The organism is Streptomyces sp. NPDC058674, assembly GCF_042716505.1.
GTDB lineage: Bacteria > Actinomycetota > Actinomycetes > Streptomycetales > Streptomycetaceae > Streptomyces.
Map to the genome: position 1 here is coordinate 13,560 of NZ_JBHXSC010000024.1, position 24,605 is coordinate 38,164.

The window sequence follows — 24,605 nt, forward strand, 5'->3', positions numbered from 1 at the left end:
GGTAGACCGGCCACTAGCCGGGCGTCAAGTAAGTAATCTTTCGAGGAGAGACATGGCCACCAGCTCCAGCAGCGGTCCGCAGCCGCGCCGTGGGAACACGCGCCAGCGCATCCAGGACATCGCGCTGGAGCTCTTCGCCGAGCAGGGGTACGAGAAGACGTCCCTGCGCGAGATCGCGGAGCGGCTCGAGGTCACGAAGGCGGCGCTGTACTACCACTTCAAGACCAAGGAGGACATCATCATCAGCCTCTTCGAGGACCTCACCCGGCCCATCGACGAGCTGATCCGCTGGGCGGAGGAGCAGCCGCGCACGCTGGAGACCAAACGGGAGGTGCTGCGCCGCTACAGCGAGGCCATGGCGGCGGGGGCGCCGCTGTACCGCTTCATGCAGGAGAACCAGGCGACGACGCGCGAGCTCAGCATCGGCGACACGGTGAAGCAGCGGCTGTTCCGGCTGGTGGAGCTGCTGCGCACGGAGGACGGGGCGCTGGCGGACCAAGTGCGGTGCGTGAGCGCACTGTTCACGCTGCACGCCGGGATGATGTTCCTCCAGCACGTGGAGGGCGACCCGGAGGAGACGCGGCAGGCGGCCCTGGAGGTCGCCACGGACCTCATCACGCAGGCGCACCACGACGCGTAGCGGGGGGCCGGTCCGCCCCCGCCCGGGCGGGGTCCCCGGCGCGGACGGGGGTCCCCGGCGCGGACGGGGGTCCCCGGCGCGGACGGGAAGGCCGCCGGCGCGGCGCCTCGCGGCGCAGCATCGGGCCGCCGGGGGCGGACTCCTTTGCCCGTTGCGGTGGCCGCGCCCCCGCTGGACCGGCTCGCGATCCCGACCGAGGGGGCCGCGGCCGCGGCCCCGATCCCGGGCCCCGGCCCGGTCCGGCCCACCGCGGAGGTGGCGGCTGCCGCACTCCGGGGGGCTACTTCTCGCTCCGCGGGAAGGTGATCTCCACGCGGCGGTTCTTCTTGCGGCCTTCCTCGGTGCTGTTGTCGGCGATCGGGTAGTCCTCGCTGTACCCCCGGACGTCGAAGACGACGCCGGGGGCGTTCACGGTCTTGGCCAACTCCGCCTGCACGGCGTCGGCCCGCTGCTTGGACAGCTCCTTGCCGTGCTCGTAGCTGCCCTGGTCGTCGGTGAACCCGAAGACGCGGACGCGGGTCGCCTTCTGCTGGTTGATCTCGTTGGCGACGGCCTGAATCCGGGCGGCGGCCTGCGCGTTGAAGACGGCGCTGTTCTCGGGAAACAGCACCTCGGACTGCAGGGCCATCATGACGGTCTGGTTCGTCTCCTGACGCCGCTGCTCACCGCCGAGGTCTTCGACCACTTCGGCGATGTCGAGGACCTTGACGGGGGCGAGGGTCCCGCCCTGCGGGATCTTCAGGCCGGGGGCGTTGGAGTCGATGGCGACGGGTGCGGAGGCGGACGGCTCGGTGCCGGGGGGGACGGAGGGCTTGACGTCGTCGGCGTGGGCGGCCGATGCGCCGATGAGGTGGGATCCGGCGACGACCAAACCCGCCAGGGCGGTCGCTGCGATGGCGCGATGGCGTGTGGTCATGGGGTCACCCGGAGATCTTCAGAGTCGTCGATGCGAAGGTCGGGAAGTTGAACTCGACCTCGCTGGTGCTCGCGGGAGGCGCCGGGAACTGGGCGAAGAAGGGAACGGCCTGGCCGGCTTCGATGATGGCCACGCCCGTGCTGCAAAGACACCGCCCCTCCGTGTCCCGGAGGACGTAGTACCTCTTCTTCCCGGCCTTGTCGACCAGGTTGACGCCCGCGACGGAGACACCGCTCGTCTTGAGTTCGTTGCCTCGCCAAGCTGCCGTGTTGGCGAAGGGCTTGTCGGCGGTGTTCTGGATCTGGCCGCTCACCGTGACGAAACCGCCGGTGTCGCGCACCACGGAGTGGACGGCCAAGACGACTCCGGCCTCACCGTTCACAGTCGCCAGTACCTGGGGAGGCGCCGAGGACTGCTTGCCGGCCGAGGGCTGCGGCTGCGCCGCGGCGTCCGTGTTCTTGTCGGCCGTCGGAGTGCTCGGAGGCGTCTTCGCCTTCCCGTCGTCCCCGCATCCGGCCAAGGTGAGGACCAATGCCGCCGCAATCGCAACGGCCGCTCCCCCGCGCACCTTCACCGTGTTCCGAATGCTCATCTAAGCTGCTTCCTTGTCTCTCGTTCTCTGTCAGCTGGCCAGTCGCACGTCAAAAAGGCTTCGCGCCAGCGTGCTCCAGGGTTCGGGCTTCAACGGGTCGAATCTGATGGTCTTCCCTCCCCTGCACTTGATGACCACCGGACCGACGGGTGGCGGGGAAGAGGACGCTGTCGGCGCGGGAGCGGGGGTCGAGGTCGGCGTGCCGGAGGGATCAGGCGCAGAGCCCAGCTCACATCGCGGCACGACCTCCCCCACCGCCGTGGCCGCAGCGTGCATGCCCTCGGTCCCCGGCACGACCGACTCGCCCACCGTGCGCTCCGTGGTGACTTCGACCTTGAACCGCAGGAGCGAGCGCGCACAGGTGCCCGTCGCCTTGTTCAGACGCGCGAAGTCCTCGGCCGCCGCACACGCTCCCGCCGGGTCGAAGGACTTTCCGTCCAGGATGTTCCGCCAGTCCTCGGGCTTGAGCGTGGCGAAGTCCAGGCCCGGCACGAGGTTGTCTCGGGCCTCCCGGGCTGCTGCCAGTGCTGCGGCGTCGGCCGCCCCCTGGGCGTCACTGCGGACGACGGCGGCCTGGCCGAACACGAAGAACGCCAGGATGGCGAAGACCGTTCCGATCACCACCACCGCGTAGAGCGGAAAGACCTGGCCCCGGTCGTTCCATTGCCGCGGGGTCACGCCCCGGCGGTGAGGTTCGCGATCGCCGTCGTAATGCGGTTCACGATCGCCGTGCCGATGCCGGTACCGACCATCGCCCCGATGATCACGACGATCACGAGGATGATGCCGAGGTACTCGAACGCCGTCTGGCCGCGGTCGAGGTTCGCGTAGCGCTTGCGGATTCGGGCGACCGTCGTGTCCGACCATGCGTTCAGCCGGATCTTCGCCTCGACGGACGCCTTCAGCAGCGAGGTGTGTGACATGGGGGTTCCCTCCCGGGCCGGTACCGCTGTTGGTTTGCGGACGGTACGGCGAGTCACCTGTCGTTACCAAGGGTCCCGGGGCCCAATTACGGACCCACTGCGCACTCCGTCTACCCATGGCCGGTCACTCCTGGACGGGCGGTTCCCAGCCAGTGGGCTATCGCCTCGCTGCGGGTCGTGCTCTGGAGCTTCGCGAAGATGCGGTTGATGTGGTTCTTGACGGTCTTCTCGCTGATGAAGCACGCGGCGGCGATCCGCTGGTTGTTCATCCCGGACGCGATCAGGTCCATGATCTCCACCTCCCGAGAACTCAGGCCGAACACAACAGAGTTGTGGATGCGCTCAGAAGACTGTGCCACAGATCGTTGCTGTTGCGAAGAGGACCGGAGCTCCGCGACCAGTGCGCTCGCCGCCGTCGGGGTGAAGTGGGCGCGGCCCTCGCGGACGTCGCGGACCGCCCGGACCAGGTCGTCCGCCGTGAACTCGCCGTGGACCAGGTAGCCGCCCGCGCCCAGGAGCAGGGCCTCCCGGACGACCTCCCGCTCCTGGCTGTACGTCAGCATCAGCACCGGCGCCAGCCGGACCAGGTGCGGCAGGGCCGAAATGCCGTCGACCCCCGGCATGCGGACGTCCAGCAGGATCACGTCCGGGGCGTGCCGGCGGGTCAGGAGCAGGGCCTCGCGGCCGTCCGATGCCTGGGCGGGGATGACCTCCATGCCCTGGGCCGTGCCCAGGAGCGTGGCGAGGCCCGCCCGGACGACCGGGTTGTCGTCGGCGATCAGGACGCGGATCGGGGTCACCGGCCCGCCTCCGGCACGACGGCCGTGACCGCCGGAGCCGCGGCCTCCGCAGCCGCCCCGGCCACCCCGGCCACCCCTGCCGCCCCTGCCGCCCCCGGCAGCGGCAGTTCCAGGCGGACGCGGGTGCCGGGGCCCGAGGGGCGGGCGCCGACCTCCAGGCGGGCGCCCAGTGCCGCCGCGCGCTCCGCCATGCCGACGAGGCCGAAGCGTCCCCGGCCGCTCAGCGCGCCCGGGCCGCCCGGCGCCCGCAGGTCGACGTCGCCGGGGAGGCCCCGGCCGTCGTCCTCGACCGTCAGGGTGAGGCGGGAGCCGTCGGCGGCGGCCTCGACCCGTACGTGCGCGGCGTCCGCGTGGCGGCGGGCGTTCTCCAACGCCTCCGACGCCACTGCCACCACGTGCCGGGCGACGGCGGCCGGCACCACCGGCAGGGGTCCCGGGAGCCGGAGCTCCGTGTCTCCCGCGACCCGGCGCAGTTCGGCCGCCAGCGATACGCCCGGCGCGTCCGGGTCGCGGCGCAGCTCGGTCAGCAGCTCGCGGGACTCGGCGGCCGCCCGGCGGGCCGCGCCCGCGAGCAGGCCGGCCTGGGCGCGGACCGCCGCCGGGTCCGGCATCCGGGAGAGCGCGTCCGCCGCCAGGGCCAGACCGTGCAGGGTCTTCGACACCGAGTCGTGCATCTCCCGTGCTAGGTGCTCCCGTTCGGCGCGGACCGCCTCGGCCGCCGCCAGCCGGGCGCGGGCCTCCGTCAGGACCTGGCCGGCCGAGCCGAACCGGAAGAGGAGGTCCCGCAGGCAGGCCCCGGCGGCGCCCGCCAGGAGGCACAGGGCCGGCAGGGTCGGGCCCTGCGCGAGGGCGGCCACCGCGGCGGCCTGGACGGCCGCGTAGGGCGCCGAGCCGCGCCAGCCGTAGACCAGTCCGGCCAGCAGCGGCGTGCAGACGGCGACCGGGCCGAGCGGCGACTCGGGCGTCGCCGTGATCAGCAGCAGGCCGCTGAGCGCCATGTCCGGGACGAGCAGCCAGCGGTGGCGCAGCAGCAGCGGGCCGAAGCGCTCCCAGTCGCGGAAGAGGGCGTACGAGAGCGTGGAGGTGACCAGCACCGCCGCGCCCACCAGGTACGTCGGCCCGCCGGGGGCGGTGCGGCCGAGAGCCAGCGGGGCGCCCAGCGCGATCATCACCAGCCGGAACGCGAAGACGTGGCGGCACAGCGCCTGCAGGGCGTTGGCCTGGAGCGCGAGCGGCGGCCCGGTGGGGCGCGGCGGGCGCCGCCGCCACCCGGCCACCGCGTCGTGCCGCCACCCGTCCACCGCGCGTCGCCACCCGGCGACGGCGCCGTACCGCGCGAGGTCCGGTGCCGTCATGGGTCAGCCGCCTCCGAGCATCGCGCCGAAGTCGACGTCGGCCCCGTAGACGAAGCCGCAGACGAGCAGGATCAGCGTGCCGGGCAGCATGAACATGGTGACGGCGAACGTGGCCTTGGGGACGGCCCGTGCGGCGCGCCGGCGGGCGTTCTGGGCATCGGTGCGGCGCATGTCCTCGGCGATCGCGATGAGGGTGTCCACGATCGGGGAGCCCAGCTCCTCGCCCTGCTGGAGCGCGGTGACGAACTGCGCGACCTGTTCGGAGTCGTTGCGCCTGCGCAGCTCGTCGAAGGCCTGGCGGCGGCTGACGCCCATGTCCATCTGCTGGAGGGTGATGCGGATCTCGTCGGCCCAGGGGCCCTCGTACTTGTGCGCCACCCGGTCGAGGGCCTGCCGGAAGCCGAGTCCCGCGCTGACGACGACGGCGAGGACGTCCAGGAAGTCCGGCAGGGTCCGCTCGATGTGGTCGCGCCGGACCCGGATCGCCGACCAGAGGCCGGCCTCGATCCAGAAGAGGCCGAAGGCGACCATCAACAGGGCGGGTACGAGCTGTCCGTTGATCAGCATCGAGAAGGCACCGAGGCCGCCCAGCAGGCCGTACACCGCGCGGCGGGCCGCGTACCGGTCGATGGTCAGGCCGGCCGGGTTGCCCGCCATGTCGATCTGGCGGCGTTTGCGCGCGACCTGGTTCGGCCCCATCAGGCGCAGGACCAGCGGGGCCCAGCGGATGCCCATCCGGTCCACGAGCGAGCCGACCGCCGTGGTGCGCGTGGCGCCGACCTCCAGGGCGAGCGCGAGGTCGGTCGGGAGCTTGACGTCGGCCCGGTACATCCGGATGCCGTGGAAGACGCCGAAGACGGACAGGGCCGTGAGCAGGGCCAGGAGAACGGTGGTCACGCGGTCCCCCTCACACGTCGATCTTGGACAGGCGGCGGATGAGGACGAAGCCGAGGGTGAAGAGCCCGAGGGCGACCAGGACCGCGGTCTGCCCGATGAAGGCGCCCGTCATCCGGTCCAGTGCGCCCGGCATCATCATGTCGACCAGCAGCAGGGAGCCGAGGCCGATCGCGGGGACGAGGTACGCCGTCACGGTCACCTGCGAGAGCTGCGTCCGGATCTCGCGGCGGGTCTCCTTGCGCTGCTCCAGCGTCACCGTGAGGTTGCGCAGGCTGTCGACGATGGTGCCGCCCGCGCGGGCGGACAGCACCAGGGTGGAGACGAGGACGACGAGCTCCCGCGACGGGAGCCGCTCGGCCAGCTCGCCCAGGGACTCGTCGATGGAGTGGCCGATGGCGAGGCGGTCGGCGACGCGCCCCAGCTCCTCGCCCGCCGGCGCCTCCAGCTCCTCGGCGGCGATCCCGATGGCCGTGCGCAGGGCCAGCCCGGCCTGGGTGGCGTTGGCCAGGATGCGGGCCAGCTCGGGGAGCTGGTTGATGAACCGCTCGGTGCGCCGGGAGCGCTGCCAGCCGAGGAAGGCGTTCGCCGACCAGAGCCCGATCAGGCCCGCCACGGGGCCGAAGAAGGGGGCCAGGAGCGAGGCCGCGACCAGCCAGACGCCGACGACGCCCACCGCCATGTAGACGAAGAACTCGCCCGGGGTCATGTCCAGGCCGGTCGTCGCCAGCCTGACCTCGATGCGCTTGCCGAGCTTCGTCCGGCGCAGGCGCCGGTCCACGCCGGGGAAGCGGCGGCGGCGACCCGCCGGCGGGGGCGCGCCGGCCGAGGTGAGGCGTTCGACGAGGGCGGCGCGCTGGGCGCGGCCGGCGGCGTACGCGTGGACGCCGAGGACCACGAACAGGCAGGCCAGCAGGGTGGCGCCGAGGGTGAGGAGTACCGGTGTGTTCACAGGGCGGTCCGGGTGGTGCGGGCGGGGAGGGGGCCGGTGAGGGGGTCGGTGAGGGGGTCGTCGGCGGGCGCGACCCCGAAGGCCTGCGGGATCGGCTGGTTGTTCATGTAGAGGCGGTCCGCGATCCGGCGCGGCAGCGGGTAGTACTCGAAGCGGCCGTGGACGCGGGCGTCGGGGCCCATCGGCCGGGCGGCGAAGCGGCAGACCGTGGTGATGCGGAAGGGCTCCCGGCCGTGGGACTCCAGGATGGAGATCTCCGTGATGCGGCGGGATCCGTCGCCGAAGCGGGTGAGCTGGACGACGACGTTGACGGCGCTGTTGATCTGGTCCTGGAGGGCTTCGAAGGGCACCTCCACCTCGGACATCGACGCGAGGGTCTGCAGGCGCATGAGGGCGTCCTCGGCGCTGTTCGCGTGGACGGTGGCCAGCGAGCCGTCGTGGCCGGTGGACATGGCCTGGAGCATGTCGAGGGTCTCGCCGCCGCGGACCTCGCCGACGATGATGCGGTCGGGGCGCATGCGCAGGGAGTTGCGGACCAGGTCGCGGATGGTGATCTGGCCCTTGCCCTCGACGTTCGCCGGCCGGGATTCCAGGCGGATGACGTGGGCCTGCTGGAGCTGGAGCTCGGCCGAGTCCTCGATGGTGATGATGCGCTCGCCGTCCGGGATCAGTCCGGAGAGGGCGTTGAGGAGGGTGGTCTTGCCGGTGCCGGTGGCGCCGGAGACGATCAGGTTCATCTTCGCCTGGACCAGCCCGGACAGCAGCAGGAGCATCTGCTCGTCGAGCGATCCGAGGCCGATCATCTCGTGCAGGGTGAAGGCGCGCGGGAAGCGGCGGATGGTGAGGGTGGCGCCGGTCAGGGACAGCGGCGGGATGATGACGTTGACGCGCTCGCCGCTGGGCAGGCGTGCGTCGACCATCGGATTGGCCTCGTCCACCCGGCGGTTGACGGTGGAGACGATGCGCTCGATGGTCTGCATCAGCTGTTCGTGCGAGGCGAAGCGCAGCGGGAGCTGCTCGACGCGGCCGGCCCGCTCGACGAAGATCTGGTCGGGGCCGTTGACCATGATCTCGGAGATCGAGGCGTCTTCCAGGAGCGGTTCGAGCACGCCGAGGCCGAGGGCCTCGTCGACGACGCGGCGGATCAGCTGCGCGCGTTCGGCGGTGGACAGGACCGGGCCCTCGCGGCTGATGATGTGGCCGAGCACCCGCTCCAGGCGCGCCCGGCGCTCGGCCGGCGCGAGGGCCGACATCTCGGCGAGGTCGATCTCCTCCAGCAGCTTGGCGCGGTACGAGGAGACGAGCCGGCCGTCCTCGCGGGGGCTGTGGCGGTCGTCGGGGGTGTTGACCCGGGAGCGCAGGCTCATGGTCGGGGGCCCTTCGGGAGGGTGGGGTCGTCGTTGGGCATGACGGCGGTGGCCGTGGCGTCCGGGACGTCGAGGCCGGGGACCAGCGAGTTGATCTTTATGGTCGCCACCGCCGTGACGGCGTCGGCGCCCGTGTCCACCACCACGCGCGCGTCGAGGCTCGATGTGACGGCCGCCCTGCCCGCCGCCTCGCCGCCGCTGCCGTGGCGGGCCTCGACCCGGGCCGCCGTACGGGCCGCCGTGTCGGCCTGCTCGTGGACGTAGGCGATCCAGCCGAGCTGGATGCCGCAGAGCGCGACGAACAGCAGGATGGGCACGAAGCCGATGTACTCGATCGCGACCTGGCCGCGATCGGAGTGCCGCTTCCGCTTCCGCTTCACCGTGTCACTTCCCGTCCCGTTCCATCGCCGCGCCGGCCTTGCCCTCGATCGAGCCGAAGTTCAGCCCGGGGTAGAGGACGGGGATGCTGAGCCTGACCGTCGCCGTGTAGACGTCGCCGGCTTCGCCGCAGTCCACCTGCATGTTCCAGGCCCCCGAGATGTGCTCCCCCGCCGCCGCGACGCACGCCCCGTCCCCGGTCACCGCACCGGCGCGGGCCGCCTCGTCCGCCGCGTTGCCCGCCAGCGAGAACGCGTACCCGATCAGTACGCACTCCCACACCGCCGCCACGAGCAGCAGGATCAGCGGGACCGTGCCGACGAACTCGACGGCGACCTGGCCCCGGTCCCGGCGCGCTCCGCGCATCCCCCTCCGGGCGGCCACCGCTCAGCCCTCCCGGCCGCGGCGCAGCCGGGCCACCGGGCCGGCCGCGCGGACCGCCAGGGCGCCGGCGGGGGGCTGCGCCGGGTCGTCCGCGCCCGCGAGGAGGCCCAGTTCGCCCGCCAGGGTCCACAGGGCCTGCTTGACCGTCGAGCGGTTGTCGAGGTCCTGGACGCGGCCGGCGTCGACCACCGCCTGGAGTTCCTTGAAGGCCGCCGGGACCGGGGTGCGGGTGGCGCGGGTCTTGGTGATCTTCTCGATGAGGGCGGGCTGGATCTCGGTGTGCCTGCTCCAGCGGTTCACGACCATCGCGGTGTCCTCCGCCTTGCGGACCTGGAGCCGCTCCCACATGCGGACCATCCGCTTGGCCGCCCGGACGGCGACCACGTCGGGCGTGGTGACCAGCACCGCCACGTCCGCCATCTCCACGGCGGCGGCGTTCGCGCCGGTCACCTGGGTGCCGCAGTCGATGACGACGAGCTCGTACCGGCTGCGCAGGGCGCTGATGACGTGGCGGGCGGCCCGGTCGTCCACCTCCTCGCCCCGCTCGCCGTCGGCGGGTGCCAGCAGCAGGGCGAGGCCGGTGCGGTCGTCGTAGACCGCGTCCTGGAGCACGCGCGGGGAGATGTCCTGGATGCCCGCCAGGTCGGCGATGGAGCGCCGGAACTGCACGTCGAGGTACGAGCCGACGTCCCCGGCCTGGAGGTCCAGGTCGACCAGCGCGGTACGCCGTCCCGAGGCGGCCGCGGCCAGGGCGAACTGGACGGCGGTGAAGGTGGTGCCCACCCCGCCCTTGGCGCCGGTGACGGTGACGACCCGGCCGCCGGGGCCGGTGGGGACGTCGGGGCCCCGGCCGAGGTGGCGGCGTACGCCCACGGACCACTGGGCGGCGGCCTGGACCCGGGCGGCCAGCTCCTCGTAGGCGAGGGGCAGGCCGATCAGGCCGCGCGCACCGGAGTCCATCGCCGCGGAGAAGAGGCCGGGGCCGGCGTCCGAGGAGACCAGGACGACGCCGACCGCCGGGAAGCGCAGGGCGACCTCGCGGATGAGCTCCAGGGCCGGGACGGGGCCGATCCGCTCGTGGACCAGGACGACCTCGGGCAGCTCGTCGATGGACTCGGTGGCCATCCGGGCCAGCGTGTCGAGGAGCGTGGTGGAGTCGGCCACGGGGACGGCCGGTTCGGCGGCGGGCAGCTGGCTCAGCAGGGTGGCGATGGCGCGGGCGGCGTCCGCGTCGCCGACCGCGGGGAGGATTCGGGTGGTCATCGCGCTCTCCTTCCGCCCGGACCGGGCCTCACTTGTCCCCGTCGAGGGTGTACGTGCGGTCGCCCGGGCCGGGCGCCGAGTCGGTGCCGGGGGCGACCAGGGCCAGGCGTACGTGCTCCGCGAAGGACTCGGCGTACGCGACGCGCTGGGTGTCCTTGGTGTTCAGGGCGAAGGTGATCGGGACGGCCTCGGCCGGTCCGGTGCGGTCGGCGTTCTTCTCCAGGGCGGTGAGCCGGCCGACGCCCAGGACCCGGGCATTGGCGACGATGATCACCGAGCGGGCGGGGTCGCTGTCCTTGGCGCCCTTGAAGGTGGCGAGGATGTTCACCTTGGCACCGGAGGTGATCTTGCCGGCCACGCCCGTCGCCGCGTCGATCATGATGGCGATCTCCTGCTCGCCGGGCTGGAGCTGCGGCCGGTCGACGAACATGTCGGCCTGGAGCAGCGAGCCCTTCTTCAGGGTGGTGAGCGCGATCTTGCCGTCGAGCGCGCCGAGGTCGGCGACGGCGGTGTCGGACAGCCAGCGCCTGGGGATGGTGACTTCCTCGAACTGGCCCGGCGTCAGCGGGCTGTACGGCGCCACGTCCGCCTTGGCGCGGTAGGCGACCACCTCGGACCCGACCTTGGAGTTGACGTCGCCGATCACCACGAGGACTCCCGCGAAGGCCCCCAGGGCGCAGAGGACCGACAGGAGCAGCAGGATGACGCCGCGGCGCTGGCGTGAGTTCATGGGCCGTACTACCTCGCCGTTCTTCATTCGTTCGTGCGGTCGGATCGGTCAGCGTCTGGAGCGGGCGGTGCTCGCCGGCTCGGCCGGCGGGGGCGGTGCGGTCAGCGGCGCGGCGCAGAAGCCGCAGCGGTCGCCGATGAGTTCGAGGCCGCACCAGCGGCACTCCTCCCGGCGGACGGAGGCGACCAGCTGGTAGAGCACGGAGACGTCCGGGATGCCGGCGGCGAACTCGACCAGCTTGGGGGTGCCCCACCAGCCCGGCGAGTCGGCCGGCAGCGGGTTCTCCATGACCCCCCGGACCTGCCAGGCGGGGGCCAGTTCGGCCGCGACCCAGTCGGAGGCGAGCTGGCCGCGGGCGAAGGTGAGGTGGGTGGCGAATTCGGGGCCGGGCGGCACCTCGGCGGTTCCCGCTCCGCCGCCGGAGCCCTTGGCGCGGCCGGCGCCGTGGCTGCCGCCCTGTCCCCGGCCGCCGCCCTGTCCCCGGCCGCCGCGGCCCGCGGCCGCCGCTCCTAGCCGGGCCAGGTGCGGCGCCGGGTGGGCGAGTACGGAGAACTGCGCGCCCGGGGTCCAGGACCTGGCGTGGGCCTTGAGCCCGACCGGGACGCGGTCGAGCTTGGCCACGGAGCCCAGCAGGGCGCCCGCGTAGACGTAGTGCGACAGCAGCCGGGCCGCGGAGGCGATGACTCCGGGACTGAAGTCGCAGACGCTCAGCTGGCGGAGCTGACGCACCAGCAGGGCCGTGCCCAGCGGGGGCAGATCGATGCCGAGGAGCGCGATCCGGTCGGTTTCCAGGATGGACCGCACGGTGTGCAGCCGCTGGACCGTGGCGCGGGGCAGCCAGGGCGGCACGACGGCGACCAGGTGGCCGTGGCGCTCCAGCAGGGCGGCCGTTTCGGCGAGTGCTCCGTCGAGGTCCTGCCGGTCGGGCGGGTGCAGCACGGCGGCCCCCGGCGTGTGCCGGTCAGGGGCCGGGAGTACCAGATCGGCGCTGGTGACAGCGATGGCGGTCGGCACGCGAATCCCCCTGTTCACCCCGTACACCGCGGGCGTTCCCACGCCCGTCGCGTACCCGAAATCCATTCGCCGCGTGCGCGCGAACACTGCGCGACCGCAAACGATCGGTGCGCTCCCCCTTGCTCCAGCACCATATCCGCGTCGTCACTGGCGGGGCAGGGCCTTGCCGATTCCCGTACGGCGGGCACGTGTCACAGGTGGCCGGAAACCCGGACAACAGGGATCGCCGCGACGGCCGTTTCAAGCCAGATAGCAAAGACCCTTGACAGGAAGATTGGTCTGGACCAACTTGGCACCGCGGGCCTTCCGTCGCACCTCCCCCACCCGGCCCGCACCTCCCCACCCCCTTCCTCCCCCCACCGGAGCCCACGTGAACCGCATACGCTCCCTCGCCCTGCTGGGCGCCGCCACGCTCGCCGCGGGCGGCCTGACCGCCCTCGCCGGCGGTACCGCGCACGCCGCGGACATCAACGTCGTCCGCAACGGAGGCTTCGAGTCCGGCCTGGCCAACTGGTCCTGTTCCGGCGGAAGCGGCGCCTCCGTCTCCTCCCCCGTCTTCGCCGGGGCCGCCGCGCTCAAGGCCACGCCGGCGGGCTCCGACAACGCCCGCTGCAGCCAGACCGTCACGGTCAAGCCGAACTCGACCTACACGCTGAGCACGCAGGTCCAGGGCAGCTACGTCTACCTGGGCGCGACCGGCACCGGCACCCAGGACGTGTCCACCTGGACGCCCGGGTCGGGCGCCGGCTGGCAGAAGCTGTCCACCACCTTCTCCACCGGGCCCAACACCACCCAGGTGACGGTCTACACCCACGGCTGGTACGGCCAGCCCGGTTACGCCGTCGACGAGTTCAGCGTCTTCGGCCCCGACGGGGGCGGTGGCACCGACCCCGGGCCGGGCATCCCCGGCGCCCCGGCCGGAACCGCCGTTTCCGGACAGAGCGCGAGCGGGCTCACCCTCGCGTGGAACGCGGTGGGCGGAGCCGCCGGCTACCACGTGTACCAGGACGGCGTCCGCGTCCGCACCGTCACCGCCGCCGGCGCCCAGATCACCGGGCTCGCCGCCTCGACCTCGTACTCCTTCCAGGTGAGCGCGTACAACGCGGCGGGCGAGGGCCCCAAGTCGGCGCCGATCACCGGCACCACCACCGGGGGCGGCGGCAACCCGGACCCGAACCCGGCGGTGCCCAAGCACGCGCTGACCGGCTACTGGCAGAACTTCAACAACGGCGCGACCGTCCAGAGGATCTCCGACGTCTCCGCGCAGTACGACATCATCGCGGTCTCCTTCGCCGACGCCACGAGCACGCCCGGCGCCATCGCCTTCAACCTCGACTCGGCCGGGCTCGGCGGCTACACCGTCGCCCAGTTCAAGGCCGACATCGCCGCGAAGAAGACGGCCGGCAAGTCGGTCATCCTCTCCATCGGCGGGGAGAAGGGCACGATCACGGTCAACGACTCGGCCTCCGCGAACAACCTCGCGAACTCGGCCTGGGCGCTGATGCAGGAGTACGGCTTCACCGGGATCGACATCGACCTGGAGAACGGCCTCAACCCGACGTACATGACGCAGGCCCTGCGCTCGCTGTCGCAGAAGGCCGGCCCGTCGCTGGTCCTCACCATGGCCCCGCAGACCATCGACATGCAGTCGACGGCCGGCGGCTACTTCAAGACGGCGCTCAACGTGAAGGACATCCTCACCGTCGTCAACATGCAGTACTACAACAGCGGCGCGATGAACGGCTGCGACGGCAAGGTCTACTCCCAGGGCTCGGTGGACTTCCTCACCGCGCTCGCCTGCATCCAGCTGGAGGGCGGCCTCGACCCCTCCCAGGTGGGCATCGGGGTCCCGGCCTCACCGAGCGGCGCGGGCAGCGGCTACGTCTCCCCGACCGTCGTGAACAACGCCCTGGACTGCCTGGCCCGCGGCACGAACTGCGGATCGTTCAAGCCGTCGAAGACCTACCCGGGGCTGCGCGGTGCGATGACCTGGTCGACCAACTGGGACGCCAAGGCGGGTAGTGCCTGGTCCAACGCGGTGGGTCCGAAGGTCCACGCGCTCCCGTAGGCGGTAGGTGTGGGGGTGGCCGGATCGGTTCGCCGAGCACCACGGGTGCTTGACCGTGACATGCCACGAGAGCACGCTGTGCGCGTCCGCACGGCTACCCCCACACTCCCCACCCAGGAGAACGCATGCGGCTCCACACCCGCCGGAGGGCCGCCGTCACGGCGGCCCTGCTGGCGCTCGCGCTCGGCGCACCCGCCTACGGCATGAGCGCCTCGGCCTCGCCACCACCCGCCCCGTCCACCGCCACCCAGGACGAGGCGATCGTCCAGTACCGGATCCACGGGCCCTCGACGGCCGCCGACCGCACCGCGCTGCTGCGCACCGGCGTGTCGATCGACGAGGTGGACGACCACACCGTCGTCGTCAGCGCCGACACCATGCAGGCCAAGAGCCTTCGCACGCTCGGCTACCAGCTCACGGCCCTCCCCGGGCCGCCCGACCGCTCCCTGCCCGGGATCGCGGCGGGCACGATGGACTTCCCCTCGGCGGACTCCAGGTACCACAACTACGCCGAGGCCAGCGCGGAGATCGACCAGCGCATCGCCCAGTACCCCGCGATCATGAGCAAGCGGGTCATCGGGAAGTCGTACCAGGGCCGCGACCTCGTCGCCATCAAGATCAGCGACAACGTCGGCACGGACGAGGACGAGCCCGAGGTGATGTTCACCGCGCACCAGCACGCCCGCGAGCACCTGACCGTCGAGATGGCCCTGTACCTGCTCAAGGAGTTCGGCGCCAAGTACGGCACCGAGTCCCGGGTCACCAACGCGGTCAACGGCCGCGAGATCTGGATCGTCCCGGACCTCAACCCGGACGGCGGCGAGTACGACATCGCCACCGGCTCCTACCGCTCCTGGCGCAAGAACCGCCAGCCCAACTCCGGCTCCTCCTACGTCGGCACCGACCAGAACCGGAACTGGAACTACAAGTGGGGCTGCTGCGGCGGCTCCAGCAGCAGCAAGAGCTCCGAGACCTACCGCGGGCCGGCCGCCGAGTCCACGCCCGAGGTGAAGGCGGTCTCCGACTTCGTCCGCAGCCGGGTGGTCGGCGGCAAGCAGCAGATCAAGGCGTCCATCGACTTCCACACCTACAGCCAGCTGGTCCTGTGGCCCTTCGGCTGGACGTACAACGACACCGCGCCCGGCCTGAGCGCCGACGACCTCGCCGCCTTCAAGAAGATCGGCACGAGCATGGCCGCGAGCAACGGCTACACCCCGGAGCAGTCGAGCGACCTCTACATCACGGACGGGACGATCGACGACTGGCTGTGGGGCAGCCAGAGGATCTTCGCCTACACCTTCGAGATGTACCCGTCCAGCGCGGGCGGCGGCGGCTTCTACCCGCCCGACGAGGTGATCGACCGCGAGACCTCCCGCAACAAGGAGGCCGTGCTCCAGCTGCTGGAGAACGCGGACTGCATGTACCGCTCGATCGGCAAGGAAGCGCAGTACTGCTCCTAGTGCTGCGACCGGAAAGGTTCACCGGGTCACGGCGCCCGGCACGGCACCTCGCCGCGTGAACGCGGGGCGCCTCACCGCCAGGGGGGCGCCCCCTGGCGGTGAGGCGTCCCGCCCGGACGGGCCGGGCGCCCCCGCCCCGCCCGTCCGGGTCCCGTCAGCCCAGGACGGCGAGGGCGTCGATCTCGACGAGCAGGCCGGCCGGCAGGCCCACGTAGACCGTGGTGCGGGCGGCGGGCGCCTCCTTCAGGCCCTGCGCCTCGAAGTACGCGTCGTAGACGCCGTTCAGCTCGGCGAAGTGGTCCGTGTCGGTCAGGTAGACGCGGATCATCACCACGTCGTCCCAGCCCGCGCCGCCGGCCTCCAGGACGGAGCGGACGTTCTCCAGCGTCTGGAGCGTCTGCTCCCGCAGGCCGGGCCCCGCGGGGGTGGGCGGCCGCCCGTCGACGTGCGGGAGGAAGCCGACCTGGCCGGCCACCTGGAGGATGTTCCCCTTGCGCACCCCGTGCGAGAAGCGCGCCGGGGGCGTGGTGTGGGTGCCGGGGGTCAGGGCGGTCTTGGCGGTCGTCTCGCTCATGCGCGGTCCTCATTCGGTTCGGAGCCGGAGCCGGAGTACTCCCGGCTGATGGTGTCGGCGGTACGCAGGACCAGGGGCCGCAGTTCGAGGAGCGCCTCGGCGGTGACCACCACGCCGGGCGCGGAGACGGACAGCGCGGCGGCCACCCGCCCGTCCGGCCCGTACACGGGCGCACCCAGGCAGTTGAGGGACTCCTCGTGCCCCCCGAGGTCGGCGGCCCAGCCCTGCTCCCGTACGAGGTCCAGCTCGCGGAGGAAGGCCCGCGCGTCGGGGGTGGAGCGGGAGGTGTAGCGCGGGTACTCGATCCGCGCAGCGAGGGCCCGCCGCTCCGCCTCGGGGAGGTCGGCCAGCAGCAGCTTGGCGACGGCGGCGACCGTGAGCGGCACGGGCCTGCCGATGCGGGAGTACATCCGGACGGGGTAGCGGCTGTCGACCTTGTCGATGTAGACGACCTCGTCGTCCTGGTGCAGGGCGAGGTGGACGGTGTGCCCGGTGGCCCGGTTCAGCTCCACGAGGTGGGGGTGGGCGATCTCGCGCACGTCGAGGTTCTCGATGGCCTCGGCCGCCAGGGCGAAGAGGCTCGCGCCGAGGCGGTAGCGGCCGTCGGGCTGGCGGTAGGCGAGGCCGTGGGCGTGCAGGGTCCGCAGGAGCCGCAGGGCGGTGCTCTTGTGCACGCCGAGCGCGTCGGCCACCGCCGCGAGCCCCGCGGGACCCCGCGCGAGCAGCGGCAGGATGCCGAGCGCCCGCTCCACCGACTGGCTCATGCGGTCCCTTCCCATGCGGTCGCGACGCACCCGGCTCCGTCGGCGGGGCCCGATCCGGCCCGATCCGGCCCGGGCCGACCGCGGGGCGGCTGCGGCCCCGCGGGCGTTGCGAGGCGCGGGTCCGGGGCGGCGCCCCGGGGCGTTGACCCGTCGTCATGCGGGATGTTAGACAGCATGCAGCGCGATCCGCAACGACCGTTGCACACATCGCAACGCATGCCCGGGAGGCACCCGCATGGCCAGCGCCAGCGACCCCGTCGAGGACCTCGCCGACGAGCTCGTCGACCACCGGTTCAAGGGGCTCCCCCCGGACGCCCAGGACGCGGGCCTCACCGTCGGCGCCCTCGCCGCGCAGCGGCGCGGGATCCACACCGGCGGCTTCACCACGCCCGTGCTGACCCTCGACGCCGAGGCCCTGGAGCACAATCTCACCGTCCTCGGCGCCTACGCCGCCCGCCACGCCCTGGCCTTCGCCCCGCACGGCAAGACCTGCATGTCCCCGCAGCTCTTCCGCCGCCAACTGGACCACGGAGCCTGGGGGATCACCGCCGCCGTCCCCCACCAGGCCCGCGTCTACCGCGCCTTCGGCATCCAGCGGATCTTCCTCGCCAACGAGCTCGTCGACCCCGCCGCCCTGCGCTGGGTGGCCGCCGAACTCGCCGCCGACCCCGGCTTCCGCTTCGTCTGCTACGTCGACTCCGTGCGCGGGGTCGAGCTCATGGACCGCGCGCTGCGGGGACAGCCCGCCGTCCTCGACGTCGTCGTCGAGCTCGGCGCCGGCGAGGGGGCCCGTACCGGCGCCAGGACCGACGCGGACTGCCGCGCGGTGGCCGACGCCGTCGCCGCCGCGCCGACCCTGCGCCTGGTCGGCATCGCCGGGTACGAGGCCGAGGTGCCGGGCGCCGACGCGGACAACGTGCACGCGTACCTGCGCCGGCTGACCTCCCTCGCCGTGGAGTTCGACGAGGCCGGCCGGTTCCCCGCCGGCCTCGAGGAGATCGTCGTGAGCGCCGGCGGCTCCGCCTGGTTCGATGCCGTCGCCGACGTCTTCGCCGGGCTCCCCCCGCTCTCCCGCCCCGTCCTGAAGCTGCTGCGCTCCGGCGCCTACGTCTCGCACGACCACGGCTGGTACACCCGCCTGACCCCCTTCAACCGGGTCCCCGAGGAGGGCGGCCTGCGCCCCGCGTTCCGGCTGTGGACCCAGGTGGTCTCCCGCCCCTCCCCCACCCAGGCCTTCGTCAACGCGGGCAAGCGCGACATCGCCTACGACCTCGGGCTGCCCGAGGCCGAGGTCGTCCGCGACGCACTCGACGGGACCGAGCGGCCCGCGACCGGCGTCCGCGTGGTCAAGCTGTCCGACCAGCACGCCTGGCTGGAGACCGACTCCGCCGAGGACCTGGCCGTCGGCGACCGGGTGGCGCTCGGCATGTCCCACCCGTGCACGATCTTCGAGAAGTGGCCGCTGATCCCGGTGGTGGAGGCGGACGGCACCGTCACCGACTACGTCCGCACCTTCTTCTAGGCCCCCGCGTGGACCTCGTCATCCGCGGCGCCCGCGTCGTCGACGGCACGGGCGGCCCCTCGTACACGGCTGACGTCGGCGTGCACGGGGGCCGGATCGCCGCCGTGGGCCGGCTGCCGGGCGGCGGCCGGCGCACCCTCGACGCGCACGGCCTCGCCCTCGCCCCCGGCTTCGTGGACATGCACGCCCACAGCGACCTCGCCCTGCTCAGCGACCCGGACCACAGCGCGAAGGCCGCCCAGGGCGTGACCCTGGAGGTCCTGGGCCAGGACGGCCTGTCGTACGCGCCCGCCGACGCGCGCACCCTCGGCGAGGTCCGCGCCGCCATCGCCGGCTGGAACGGCCCCGGGGACGACGTCGACTTCGACTGGCACACGGTCGGCGGCTACCTCGACCGCCTGGACCGCGCCCACGGCGGGCGCGGCACCGCCGTCAACGCCGCGTACCTCGTCCCGCAGGGCACGGTCCGCGCGTACGCCCTCGGCTGGGACGACCGACCCGCCTCCCCCGCCGAGCTGGACCGGATGCGGCAGCTGGTCGCCGAGGGCCTCGAACAGGGCGCGGTCGGCATGTCCTCCGGACTCACCTATACCCCCGGCATGTACGCGTCCGGCGCCGAACTGGCCGAACTGTGCCGGGTGGTGGCCCGCTACGGCGGTTACTACTGTCCCCACCACCGCAGTTACGGCCACCGCGCCCTCGACGCCTACGCCGAGATGGTCGAGCTGGCCCGGGAGGCCGGCTGCGCGCTGCACCTGGCGCACGCCACCATGAACTTCGGGGAGAACGAGGGCCGGGCCCCCGAACTCCTCGCGCTCCTCGACGCGGCCCTGGCCCGGGGCTGCGACATCACCCTCGACAGCTACCCGTACACCCCCGGCTGCACCACCCTGGTGGCCCTGCTGCCCGGCTGGGCCAACGAGGGCGGCCCCGAGGCGGTCCTGGCCCGGCTGCGCGACGACGCGACCGCGGAGCGGATCCGGCACGCCCTGGAGGTCGAGGGGGCCGACGGCTGCCACGGGGTGCCGGTCGACTGGTCGACGGTCGAGATCTCGGGCGTCAGCGACCCTGCGCTGGCCGCCGTGCACGTCGGCACCCGCGTCGACGGCTGGGCCACCGCCCGGCGGCTGCTGCTGGACGACCGGCTCGCACCGACGGTCCTCCAGCACGTCGGCCACGAGGAGAACGTCCGGACGATCATGCGCCACCGGGTCCACACGGGCGGCTCCGACGGCATCCTCCGGGGGACGAAGCCGCATCCGCGCGCCTACGGCACCTTCCCGCACTACCTCGGCCACTACGTCCGCGAGCTGGGCGTGCTCTCGCTGGAGGAGTGCGTCGCGCACCTCGCCGGGCGCCCGGCGGCCCGGCTGCGGCTGCCCGACCGGGGCCTGGTCCGGGAGGGATTCCGCGCCGACCTGGTCCTCTTCGACCCGGACACGGTCGCGGCCGGGTCCACGTACGAGGACCCGCGCGTGCTCCCCGTGGGCATCCCGCACGTGTTCATCGACGGCAGGCCCGTGATCCGCGACGGCCGCCGCACGGACGTCCTCGCAGGTCGCTCGGTACGCCGCAGCCCCGTGGCGGGCGTCGGCGGCACCCTACGATGAGGGGCATGGTCGCCTCCGCCCTCACCGCTCTGTTCTTCCTCGCCTTCTGCGTCAGTGTCCGGAACGACCGCCGCCGGTTCCGCAATGCCGTCCTGCTCGGCCTGACCTTCGTCACCCTGTCGTTCGGCCTGCTGCTCCAGGTGGACAGGCTGCCGGGCTGGGCGGGGGCGGTCGTCCTGCTGGTGGTGTTCGGCCTGCCCGCCCTCGGCATCCTGGCGCTGGGCGTCTTCCTCGTCGCCAACGGCGTGACCATGGTCCGCAAGGAGGGCGCCTACCTGCCCAACCTGCTGTCGATGCTGGCGGGGTTGGGGATCTTCGCGGTGATCGCGCTGGTGGCCGCCGCGGGGACCTTCGACTCGACCGCGGTGACCGGTGTCGCGGCCGTGGTGACCGCGGTCGCCACGTACCTCTCCTTCATCTTCATGTGCTTCCTCGGCTACGCCTACCTCTACGGCCGGATCAAGGTCCGCGGCGACGTCGACCACGTGGTCATGCTCGGCTCGGGACTGGTCTGCGGGGACCGGGTGCCGCCGCTGCTGGCCTCGCGGCTGCGCAAGGGGCAGCAGATCTACGAGGCCCAGCTGGCCCGCGGCGGCCGGCCGCCGGTGCTGCTGGTCTCGGGCGGCAAGGGCTCGGACGAGAAGGTCTCCGAGGCCCGGGCGATGGCGGACTGGCTGGTGGCGCAGGGCGTCCCCGGGGAGCACGTCACCCTGGAGGACCGGTCCACGACGACCGAGGAGAACATGCGGTTCAGCCGGGACCTCATGCGCGCGGACGACCCCGGCTACCGCTGCGTCGTGGTCACCAACGACTTCCACGCCTTCCGGGCCGCGATGATGGCCCGCAAGGCCGGGGTGAACGGCCAGGTCGTGGGCTCGCCGACGGCCCGGTACTACTGGCCCAGCGCCACGCTCCGCGAGTTCGTCGCGGTGTTCTGGGAGCACCGCGCCGTGAATCTGGGCATCTGCGGGCTGATGGTCGCCGCCGGGGTGGCGGCGACGGTCGCCGCCTGACCTGCGGGCGGGGGCGCCGCGCAGGCGTGCGGGTGTGCGGGGGCGCCGCGGCTCCCCCCTCGGCAGCCGCGGCGCCCCCTGTCCCGGTGGAGTGCGCGGTCAGACGCGCTGCCACAGGGCCGGGACGTTCGGCGGCTCCCAGCCCGGCTGGGCCTGGTGGCCCTGGAGGCAGCGGTAGGTCGCGCCGCCGTGGGTGACGGAGGCGCCCGTCGCGTAGACCGTGCCCGCCTTCCAGGTGCCGCCGGGATCGGGGTCGCCGGGGCCGGGGCCGCTGCCCGTGGTCCGCAGGGTGAGGCCGTACGCGGACAGGATCGGGTTCAGCGGCTGGAAGAAGGTGGTGCCGCCGCCGGAGCAGTTCCCCGATCCGCCAGAAGTGACGCCCTGGGCCTGGCTGCCGGAGATGTAGGAGCCGCCGGAGTCGCCGGGCTCCGCGCAGACCGTCGTGCGGGTGACGCCCGAGATGGTGCCCTCGGGGTAGGTGACGCTGGTGTTGTGCTGCTGGATCGTGCCGCAGTGCCAGCCGGTGGTCGAGCCCGAGCGGCACACCGAGGCCCCGACGGGCTGCAGTACCGAGCCGGTGACCTGCACGTTCGCCCCGCCGCTGCCCTTGACGTACGGAGTCGAGGCCCACTGCGCGTTCGCGGCCACCCAGGCCATGTCGCTGCCGGGGAAGACCGAGGCCTGGAAGGTCCCCTGGGCGACCTGGTTGAAGCCGCTGGTGGGGGTCCCGGCTCGGCCGCAGTGCCCGGCGGTGGCGAAGCCCTGGGTGGTCCCCCTGGTGATCGGGAAGCCGACCGAGCAGCGGCCGCTGCCGTTCATGTAGTACGCGTCCCCGCCGCGCAGGTCGTGCAGCGGGCGCGGGGCCTCGGCGGTGCGGACGACCCGGACCAGGGCCGCGTCGGTGCCGGAGGCGGCCAGCAGCCGCGCCGCCGCGCCCGTACGGGTCTCCTCGACGACCAGGGTGTTGGTGCGCGGGTCGACGTACCGGACGGGGGTGGCGGCGTCCGCGGCCCGGTCCAGGACGGCCCTGGCGGCGTCCAGCTCGGCCAGGGTCCGGGGGACGACGGCGGCCCGGGCCCCGGCGGCCCGTATCGCGGCGGTGTCGGCGGCCCGGGTGGTCGCCACGGTGAGGGCGGCGGCGGGCCCGTCCACCCAGGCGCCGGCGAAGGCGGCGCCGAGCCGTACCTGGAGCCGGGCGGCGGCGGCTCCCGCCTCGGCCTCGCGGGCGAGGCGGCTCCCGGCCTGCGCGGGGGTCAGGCCCAGGTCGCGGCCCATGGCGGCGAGCAGCTCGGAGGGGGCTTCGGCGGTGCGCAGGGTGGCGGCCGCCGAGGCCGCCGCGGGGGCTGGGGCGGCGGGGGCGGCGGGGGCGGGGCCGGCGGTGGCGCCGCCCGCCGCGGCGAGCAGCAGCCCGGCGGCGGCCAGGGCGGTACACGCCGCGCGGGCGTGTCGCTTGAGCATGGGGGATCTCCTCGGTTCGGTGGGGGTAACCGAAACCGTAGGAATCCCAACCACCGTGCGGGAGCTGTCGGTTGGCCCCTCCCCCGGTGCTATGCCCGGGGGTGTCGGCCGGGCCGGTCCCGTCCGAGGTGCGTTCATGGGGCGGGCGCCGCAGGATGGGCCCCAGGGGGGCATCGGAGGAGGTACGCGATGGACAGTGAAGCGGATCAGCAGCCCGAGCGCCCGGCCGAGCTCTTCTCGGGCGGGGAGCGGCCGTACGACCCTGAGGACCTCGTGATGGTGCGCGGGATGGAGCCGACTCCGGAGCGGCTCGAAAAGGCACGCCGGATGATGGAGAAGGAGGGTCCGCAGGTCATCGAGCGCTACCTGCCGTAGCGCTCGGCACGGATGCTGCCGACCGCCCCGGCCCGGGGTCGCTCCCCGGCCGGGGCCTTCGCGCGCGGGGCCGTCTGCGACGCTGAAGGCACGTTTCAGCACCAGAAGGGACCGCACCTCCATGCCCCAGGTACAGCTGACCACCAGCCTCGGCGCGATCGTGCTCGACCTCGACGAGGAGCGGGCGCCGGCGAGCGTCGCGAACTTCCTCGCGTACGTGGCGAGCGGCCACTACGACGGTACGGTCTTCCACCGCGTGATCCCCGGCTTCATGAACCAGGGCGGCGGCTTCACCCCCGAGATGAACCAGAAGCCCACCCGGGCGCCGATCGAGAACGAAGCGGCGAACGGCCTGAAGAACCTCGCGTACACCGTCGCCATGGCCCGTACGAGCGCCCCCCACTCGGCGACCGCGCAGTTCTACGTCAACACCGCGGACAACGCCTCGCTGGACCACCGGTCCACCACCCCCGGCGGCTTCGGCTACGCCGTCTTCGGCGCCGTCACCGCCGGCCACGACGTCGTGGACTCCATCGCCGCCGTCAAGACCGGCCGCGCGGGCGGGCACGGCGACGTCCCCGTGGTGCCGGTCGTCATCGAGAAGGCCGAGCTGCTGGCCTGACCGGCGGCGGCCCCGGCCGACCGGGCCAGGGCCTGGGCGTGCGCGGCCCGGGCGTGGGCCAGGACCTCGGGCGCCCGGGCCGCGGCCCGCGCCGCCGGGTGCCAGCCCAGCAGGTGCCGCCACACCAGCGGGGTCCCGGCGAGCGGCCGGGTGACCACCCCCGGGGTGACGGGGAAGGTGGCCCGGCACAGCCCGACCGCCCTCCCCACCTGCACCAGGTGCACGCAGGAGGCGGTGTCGGTCTCGTAGACGCAGGCGGGCGTGAAGCCGGCCCGGACGCACGCCGCCGCGAAGCAGTCCCCGAAGCACCCGTCCCCCGGCACGTCGGTCCAGGCCTCGGCGGCCAGTTCGCCCAGGCCGATCTCCGCCCGGGCCGTCAGCGGGTGGTCCTCGGCGAGCATCACGTACACCGCGTCCCGCGCCACCTCCCTCCACGCGAGGCGGTCCGGCTCGGGCGGCGCGCTCTCCCCGCAGACCCCGACCAGGGCGTAGTCGAGCCGCCCGTCGGCGACGCTCCCCGCGACCTCCCGCTCGGACCAGGAGGTGTACGTGGTCACGGGCAGGCCGGGCTCCTCGTGCGCGAGCCGGTCCACCAGGCCGCCGAGCAGCGGCCCGTGGGTCCCCCCGAGCCGGTGGCCCCGCGCGCCTTGGCGGGCGAACCGCACGGCCTCCTCCTGGAGTTCGCACACCGCCGGCAGGACGACGCGGGCCCGGTCCAGGACCAGCTCCCCGAGCGGGGTGGCCCGTACGCCCTCCCGACCGCGCACGAACAGGGCTCCGCCCAGCGCCCGCTCGATCCGCTTCAGCTGCGTGCTGAGCGCGGGCTGGGCGAGCCCGAGCGCGGTGGCGGCCCGGGTCAGGCTGCCGGCGTCCGCCACGGCTCTGACGATCTTGAGGTGCCTCAGCTCCAGGTCCATTCCACGAGCTTGGT

Annotated in this window: 25 protein-coding genes and 1 pseudogene; 8 read left to right on the forward strand and 18 right to left on the reverse strand. The window is 73.3% G+C overall.

The features are described 5' to 3' along the window. Positions 1 to 52 precede the first annotated feature (52 nt). On the forward strand, positions 53 to 640 hold the full coding sequence (locus ACFWU6_RS15065) for a TetR/AcrR family transcriptional regulator (RefSeq protein ID WP_383981256.1): 588 nt from the start codon (positions 53 to 55) through the stop codon (positions 638 to 640). Positions 641 to 920: 280 nt separating this feature from the next. Here the strand turns inward: ACFWU6_RS15065 and ACFWU6_RS15070 are convergent, their stop codons facing one another. From ACFWU6_RS15070 to ACFWU6_RS15135, 14 genes are all read right to left on the reverse strand, one after another. Further along, positions 921 to 1,556, reverse strand: coding sequence for an OmpA family protein (locus ACFWU6_RS15070; RefSeq protein ID WP_383981258.1), 636 nt, complete (start codon positions 1,554 to 1,556; stop codon positions 921 to 923). 4 nt (positions 1,557 to 1,560) lie between these two features. Then, a complete protein-coding gene (locus ACFWU6_RS15075; RefSeq protein WP_383981260.1) occupies positions 1,561 to 2,148 on the reverse strand; it encodes a hypothetical protein in 588 nt (195 codons plus the stop codon). Positions 2,149 to 2,178: 30 nt separating this feature from the next. Further along, complete coding sequence (locus ACFWU6_RS15080) at positions 2,179 to 2,826, reverse strand: pilus assembly protein TadG-related protein (RefSeq protein WP_383981262.1); 648 nt, start codon at positions 2,824 to 2,826, stop codon at positions 2,179 to 2,181. Beyond that, positions 2,823 to 3,071: a hypothetical protein gene (locus tag ACFWU6_RS15085; RefSeq protein WP_383981264.1), complete on the reverse strand. Its 249-nt coding sequence runs from the start codon at positions 3,069 to 3,071 to the stop codon at positions 2,823 to 2,825. The genes ACFWU6_RS15080 and ACFWU6_RS15085 overlap by 4 nt, the downstream gene beginning before the upstream one ends. Before the next feature lie 110 nt (positions 3,072 to 3,181). Further along, positions 3,182 to 3,871 carry a response regulator gene (locus ACFWU6_RS15090; RefSeq protein ID WP_383805966.1) on the reverse strand — a complete coding sequence of 230 codons (690 nt, stop codon included), beginning with the start codon at positions 3,869 to 3,871 and terminating at the stop codon, positions 3,182 to 3,184. Further along, positions 3,868 to 5,226, reverse strand: coding sequence for a sensor histidine kinase (locus ACFWU6_RS15095; protein WP_383981266.1), 1,359 nt, complete (start codon positions 5,224 to 5,226; stop codon positions 3,868 to 3,870). The genes ACFWU6_RS15090 and ACFWU6_RS15095 overlap by 4 nt, the downstream gene beginning before the upstream one ends. A gap of 3 nt (positions 5,227 to 5,229) precedes the next feature. Next, complete coding sequence (locus ACFWU6_RS15100) at positions 5,230 to 6,123, reverse strand: DUF5936 domain-containing protein (protein ID WP_383805962.1); 894 nt, start codon at positions 6,121 to 6,123, stop codon at positions 5,230 to 5,232. Positions 6,124 to 6,133: 10 nt separating this feature from the next. After that, a complete protein-coding gene (locus tag ACFWU6_RS15105) occupies positions 6,134 to 7,072 on the reverse strand; it encodes a type II secretion system F family protein (RefSeq protein ID WP_383805960.1) in 939 nt (312 codons plus the stop codon). Beyond that, entirely contained in the window at positions 7,069 to 8,439 is a 1,371-nt protein-coding gene (locus ACFWU6_RS15110) for a CpaF family protein (protein WP_383805958.1), read from the reverse strand. Before ACFWU6_RS15110 ends, ACFWU6_RS15105 begins: the two co-directional genes overlap by 4 nt. Further along, positions 8,436 to 8,819 carry a TadE/TadG family type IV pilus assembly protein gene (locus ACFWU6_RS15115; RefSeq protein ID WP_383805956.1) on the reverse strand — a complete coding sequence of 128 codons (384 nt, stop codon included), beginning with the start codon at positions 8,817 to 8,819 and terminating at the stop codon, positions 8,436 to 8,438. Before ACFWU6_RS15115 ends, ACFWU6_RS15110 begins: the two co-directional genes overlap by 4 nt. A 4-nt stretch (positions 8,820 to 8,823) precedes the next feature. Continuing rightward, complete coding sequence (locus ACFWU6_RS15120) at positions 8,824 to 9,183, reverse strand: TadE/TadG family type IV pilus assembly protein (RefSeq protein WP_383805954.1); 360 nt, start codon at positions 9,181 to 9,183, stop codon at positions 8,824 to 8,826. Positions 9,184 to 9,204: 21 nt separating this feature from the next. After that, a complete protein-coding gene (locus tag ACFWU6_RS15125; RefSeq protein ID WP_383805952.1) occupies positions 9,205 to 10,464 on the reverse strand; it encodes a CpaE family protein in 1,260 nt (419 codons plus the stop codon). 28 nt (positions 10,465 to 10,492) lie between these two features. After that, positions 10,493 to 11,194, reverse strand: a complete 702-nt coding sequence (gene cpaB / locus ACFWU6_RS15130; protein WP_383981268.1) for a Flp pilus assembly protein CpaB — start codon at positions 11,192 to 11,194, stop codon at positions 10,493 to 10,495. Between the two features lie 48 nt (positions 11,195 to 11,242). After that, positions 11,243 to 12,208 carry a hypothetical protein gene (locus ACFWU6_RS15135; protein WP_383805948.1) on the reverse strand — a complete coding sequence of 322 codons (966 nt, stop codon included), beginning with the start codon at positions 12,206 to 12,208 and terminating at the stop codon, positions 11,243 to 11,245. A gap of 370 nt (positions 12,209 to 12,578) precedes the next feature. Between ACFWU6_RS15135 and ACFWU6_RS15140 the strand changes: the two genes are divergently transcribed. Then, positions 12,579 to 14,276, forward strand: coding sequence for a chitinase (locus tag ACFWU6_RS15140; RefSeq protein ID WP_383981270.1), 1,698 nt, complete (start codon positions 12,579 to 12,581; stop codon positions 14,274 to 14,276). A 125-nt stretch (positions 14,277 to 14,401) separates the two neighbouring features. Further along, positions 14,402 to 15,736 carry a M14 family metallopeptidase gene (locus ACFWU6_RS15145; protein ID WP_383981272.1) on the forward strand — a complete coding sequence of 445 codons (1,335 nt, stop codon included), beginning with the start codon at positions 14,402 to 14,404 and terminating at the stop codon, positions 15,734 to 15,736. A 154-nt stretch (positions 15,737 to 15,890) separates the two neighbouring features. On the opposite strand, the gene ACFWU6_RS15150 is transcribed toward ACFWU6_RS15145, so the two are convergent. After that, positions 15,891 to 16,310, reverse strand: coding sequence for a RidA family protein (locus ACFWU6_RS15150; RefSeq protein WP_383805942.1), 420 nt, complete (start codon positions 16,308 to 16,310; stop codon positions 15,891 to 15,893). Further along, entirely contained in the window at positions 16,307 to 17,074 is a 768-nt protein-coding gene (locus ACFWU6_RS15155) for an IclR family transcriptional regulator (protein ID WP_383981274.1), read from the reverse strand. Before ACFWU6_RS15155 ends, ACFWU6_RS15150 begins: the two co-directional genes overlap by 4 nt. 235 nt (positions 17,075 to 17,309) lie before the next feature. Here ACFWU6_RS15155 and ACFWU6_RS15160 point away from each other — a divergent pair, with 235 nt between their 5' ends. Genes ACFWU6_RS15160 through ACFWU6_RS15170 form a run of 3 tightly spaced genes read left to right on the forward strand, consistent with a single transcriptional unit; the run spans position 17,310 to position 21,219 of the window. Further along, positions 17,310 to 18,596, forward strand: a complete 1,287-nt coding sequence (locus ACFWU6_RS15160; protein ID WP_383981276.1) for an amino acid deaminase — start codon at positions 17,310 to 17,312, stop codon at positions 18,594 to 18,596. 8 nt (positions 18,597 to 18,604) lie between these two features. Next, complete coding sequence (locus ACFWU6_RS15165) at positions 18,605 to 20,206, forward strand: amidohydrolase family protein (protein WP_383805936.1); 1,602 nt, start codon at positions 18,605 to 18,607, stop codon at positions 20,204 to 20,206. Between the two features lie 5 nt (positions 20,207 to 20,211). Continuing rightward, the gene (locus tag ACFWU6_RS15170) at positions 20,212 to 21,219 is read left to right on the forward strand and encodes a YdcF family protein (protein ID WP_383981278.1); all 1,008 of its coding nucleotides are present in this window, start codon (positions 20,212 to 20,214) and stop codon (positions 21,217 to 21,219) included. 99 nt (positions 21,220 to 21,318) lie between these two features. Here ACFWU6_RS15170 and ACFWU6_RS15175 read toward each other — a convergent pair whose 3' ends face one another. Beyond that, positions 21,319 to 22,677, reverse strand: coding sequence for a carbohydrate-binding protein (locus ACFWU6_RS15175; protein ID WP_383981279.1), 1,359 nt, complete (start codon positions 22,675 to 22,677; stop codon positions 21,319 to 21,321). A 189-nt stretch (positions 22,678 to 22,866) separates the two neighbouring features. Between ACFWU6_RS15175 and ACFWU6_RS15180 the strand changes: the two genes are divergently transcribed. Next, entirely contained in the window at positions 22,867 to 23,052 is a 186-nt protein-coding gene (locus ACFWU6_RS15180; protein ID WP_383805930.1) for a hypothetical protein, read from the forward strand. A gap of 121 nt (positions 23,053 to 23,173) precedes the next feature. Next, positions 23,174 to 23,602: pseudogene (locus ACFWU6_RS15185) on the forward strand (peptidylprolyl isomerase); the annotation flags it as partial. On the opposite strand, the gene ACFWU6_RS15190 reads toward ACFWU6_RS15185, so the two are convergent. Then, on the reverse strand, positions 23,536 to 24,591 hold the full coding sequence (locus ACFWU6_RS15190; protein ID WP_383805928.1) for a LysR family transcriptional regulator: 1,056 nt from the start codon (positions 24,589 to 24,591) through the stop codon (positions 23,536 to 23,538). The pseudogene ACFWU6_RS15185 and the gene ACFWU6_RS15190 overlap by 67 nt on opposite strands. Positions 24,592 to 24,605 lie beyond the last annotated feature (14 nt).